At 28.3% G+C, this 3529-nt stretch carries 4 protein-coding genes; all 4 read left to right on the forward strand.

Annotated features, from left to right (window positions below):
* The coding region (locus Q0V09_RS09295; RefSeq protein WP_297488821.1) for a class I SAM-dependent RNA methyltransferase at positions 1 to 835 on the forward strand (835 nt) is incomplete at its 5' end.
* Positions 835 to 2046, forward strand: coding sequence for an NAD(P)/FAD-dependent oxidoreductase (locus tag Q0V09_RS09300; protein WP_297488823.1), 1212 nt, complete (start codon positions 835 to 837; stop codon positions 2044 to 2046). The genes Q0V09_RS09295 and Q0V09_RS09300, both read left to right, overlap by 1 nt.
* Before the next feature lie 15 nt (positions 2047 to 2061).
* On the forward strand, positions 2062 to 2715 hold the full coding sequence (locus Q0V09_RS09305) for a hypothetical protein (RefSeq protein WP_297407292.1): 654 nt from the start codon (positions 2062 to 2064) through the stop codon (positions 2713 to 2715).
* A 119-nt stretch (positions 2716 to 2834) separates the two neighbouring features.
* Entirely contained in the window at positions 2835 to 3377 is a 543-nt protein-coding gene (locus Q0V09_RS09310; RefSeq protein ID WP_297407296.1) for a peptidylprolyl isomerase, read from the forward strand.
* Positions 3378 to 3529: the final 152 nt, after the last annotated feature.

Raw genomic sequence — 3529 nt, forward strand, 5'->3', positions numbered from 1 at the left:
TGTAAAATGTAAACTATTTTCAAAATCAGATATTCAAAGAATAGTTAAGAAATCAATTGTTGAAAGATTGAAAATAGCATATCAAACAGATGATTTATTAGAAACAGGAGCACAATATAGAGTTAAAATTCAGGCTCATAATGATGTGTTTTTAGTTATGATAGATACTAGTGGAGAGGGATTACATAAAAGAGGATATAGAAACTTAATAAATGAAGCACCATTAAAAGAAACAATGGCAGCAGCATTAGTATTATTAAGTCGTTGGAAAGGTGGAGACCGTCCATTAGTTGATCCAATGTGTGGAACAGGAACTATAGCTATTGAAGGAGCTATGATTGCAAGAAATATTGCTCCAGGAGTAAATAGAAACTTTGCATCTGAAAAGTGGAGTGTTATTCCAGAAAATCTTTGGGTTGATTTAAGAGATGAAGCTTTTACAATGGAAGATTATGATAAAGAAGTTAAAATAATGGCTTCAGATATAGATCAAGATACTGTAGACATAGCTATTCAAAATGCTATAAGAGCTGGAGTAGAAAATGAGATAGAGTTTAAATGTATGAATTTCTTAGAATTAGATGGTGGAGCAGAAAAGGGATGTATAATATGTAATCCTCCATATGGAGATCGTTTATTAGATGAAGATGCAGTAGAAAGATTATATGGATTAATGGGAGATATTTTTAAAATGAGATATCCAAAATGGTCATATTATATCATAACATCTTTTGAAAATTTTGAAAAAGCTTTTGATAAGAAAGCAACAAAAAATAGAAAATTATATAATGGTGGAATAAAATGTCACTATTATCAGTATTATGGAGCTAGATAATGAAATTTGATTTAATAGTCATAGGAGCTGGTCCAGGTGGAATATTTACAGCTCTTGAGGCTGCTTCAAGAGGTTTGAAAGTAGCTATTTTAGAGAAGAATAAGAGAATTGGAAGTAAAATACTAGTTGCAGGAAGTGGGAAGTGCAATTTAACTCATAGTGGAAAACCAAAAGAATTTCTTGATAAGTATGGTGAAAATGGAAAATTTTTAAAAGTAGCTTTAAATAAATTTTCACCTGATAAATTAAAAGATTTTTTTAAAGAGAAAGGATTACCTTTAGTGTTAGTTGAAGAATCAGGGAAATATTTTCCAAATACATTTAGTTCTTTAGATGTAGTTAATCTTTTAAATAATGAACTGTTGAAAAAAGGAGTGAAATTGTTTTTTAATGTAGTTATAGAAAACATTGAAAAAAATGAAGAACTATTTTTTATAAAGAGTAAGGATATTGAATTTTCTTGTGATAAACTTATGATTGCAACAGGTGGAAAATCATATCCAGGAACAGGGACAACAGGAGAGGGATATATTTTTGCTAAAAAATTAGGTCATAAAATAATACCACCTCAACCAGCCTTAGCTCCAATCTTTATAAAAGATTATAAATTTAGTGAGTTATCAGGAATAAGTTTTCCTCAAGCAATTATATCTTTTTGGAAAAAAGATATAAAAATTATAGAAAAAAAAGGACCAATACTTTTTACACATACAAATTTAAGTGGTCCAGGCATTTTAGATAACTCAAGATATGTAGAACATGATACAAAAATTGAAATTAATTATATATATGAAAAATATGAATATGCTTTGAAAAAATTTATAGAGGAAGTAAATATAAATGGAAAACAAAGCATAAAAAAATATTTATCACAATATATATTGCCAGAAAGATTTTTGAAATTTACACTTCAATTATTAGAAGTGAAAGATGAAACTAAAATTGCAGAGATATCAAAATTAAAAAGAGAAGAGATATTAAAATATATATCTTCAAATAAGCTGGAAATAACAAAAGTTGCAGGATTTGAAAATGCTATGGTAACAAAGGGAGGAGTTTCTTTAGAAGAGATTAACTCTAAAACTATGGAAAGTAAAATTGTTGAAAATCTATATTTTGCTGGTGAAGTAATTGATATTGATGGTGACACTGGAGGATATAATATTCAAGGAGCATGTTCAATGGGAGTGTTGGCAGGAAGGTCAATGTAAAATTGGAGGAAAAAAATGACAAGAGAAAATTTTAAAGATTATTCGTTAGAAGTAATATTAACAGTCCTAAAAATATCATCTAGTCAACTGGATAAGATGAGAGAAATAGGAGATTTATCAGGAGAAGAGATAATTCAAGAGAAGGTAATAATACCTTATGAAAGAATATATGGAGCTTTATCTGTAATGGATATGGAGAAAATAACTGAGGAAGAGTTTAAATCTTTTGAAGCGATTGTAGAAGAGATTCGTGAGAAAAATGGATTGTCATTAGAGGCTGTTTTTAACTCTCAGAAAAAAAGAAAAGAAAATTTTGAAAAATCTGGAGCACAAGTTGTAGAAAGATTTTATAAGTATAATTTAAATAGAATGTTGGATAAAAGAGAAAAAATAGTTGAAGTATATAATAAATTAGCTTCAGAAGAGGAAAAATTAGAAAACTTATTAAAAGATACTATACAGGAAGTAGAACAATTTGATATAATCTATAAGCTACAACCTATAAGAGAAAAACTTAGAGAAATAGAAAAAAAATATATTACAGTTGAAAGTGATGTAAAAATGTTAAAAGACAAGCTGAACTCTAAGTGGCCAAGTGAAATATATGGTGTTATATCAGAGGATGAGCTTCTAGAAACATATAAAGACACTTTTAAAATGGAGGAGTAATGGATAAAATTTTAAAACAAGTTTTAGTCATACTAGTAGTATTTATTGTATTTTTTCTAGGAAAAAAGATTTTCGGAAAAAATAAGGTTGTTTTAGGAAAAAATATGGAGGTAAAAAATATGAAAAATGTAACATTAAATGCAAAAATAGTAACACCAAAAGGAGATATTAATATTAAATTATTTCCAGAAGTAGCACCAGTAACAGTATTAAACTTTGCTCACTTAGCAATGAGAGAGTATTATAATGGAATTAAATTCCATAGAGTAATACCTGAATTTATGGTTCAAGGTGGAGATCCTACAGGAACAGGAACAGGTGGACCAGGATACCAATTTATAGATGAATTTAAAGAGGGAGTAGTTTTTGATAAAAAAGGAATATTAGCAATGGCTAATGCAGGACCAGAAACAAATGGTTCTCAATTCTTTATAACACATGTAGCAACACCTTGGTTAAACTATAAGCACACAATATTTGGAGAAGTTGTATCTGATGAGGATCAAAAAGTTGTAGATGCTATTGGTCAAGGAGATATAATTGAAAGAATTGAAATAACAGGAGATGTTGAGAAGTTCTTAAAAAATGAAGAAAATGCTGAGTTTACAGCAAATATGGATGAAATTTTAGATTCTCAATTCCCTAACTTAGTACAATATTAATTTGAAATATTAAAAAGGAAGATAGAATGATAAAACTAGAAAATGATGATATAGTTATTTCTATAAATGAGATGGGAGCTGAATTAAAAAGTATTTTTTCAAAGAAGAATCAAATAGAATATATTTGGCCTGGAGAGAAAGGAAGTTTTAAG

This window comes from uncultured Cetobacterium sp. (assembly GCF_947039425.1).
Lineage (GTDB): Bacteria > Fusobacteriota > Fusobacteriia > Fusobacteriales > Fusobacteriaceae > Cetobacterium_A.

Bases quoted from the DNA above. Each gene is read 5' to 3' on its own strand.
- Q0V09_RS09310 (WP_297407296.1), top strand. From the start codon at position 2,835: ATGAAAAATGTAACATTAAATGCAAAAATAGTAACACCAAAAGGAGAT.
- Q0V09_RS09305 (WP_297407292.1), top strand. From the start codon at position 2,062: ATGACAAGAGAAAATTTTAAAGATTATTCGTTAGAAGTAATATTAACA.
- Q0V09_RS09300 (WP_297488823.1), top strand. From the start codon at position 835: ATGAAATTTGATTTAATAGTCATAGGAGCTGGTCCAGGTGGAATATTT.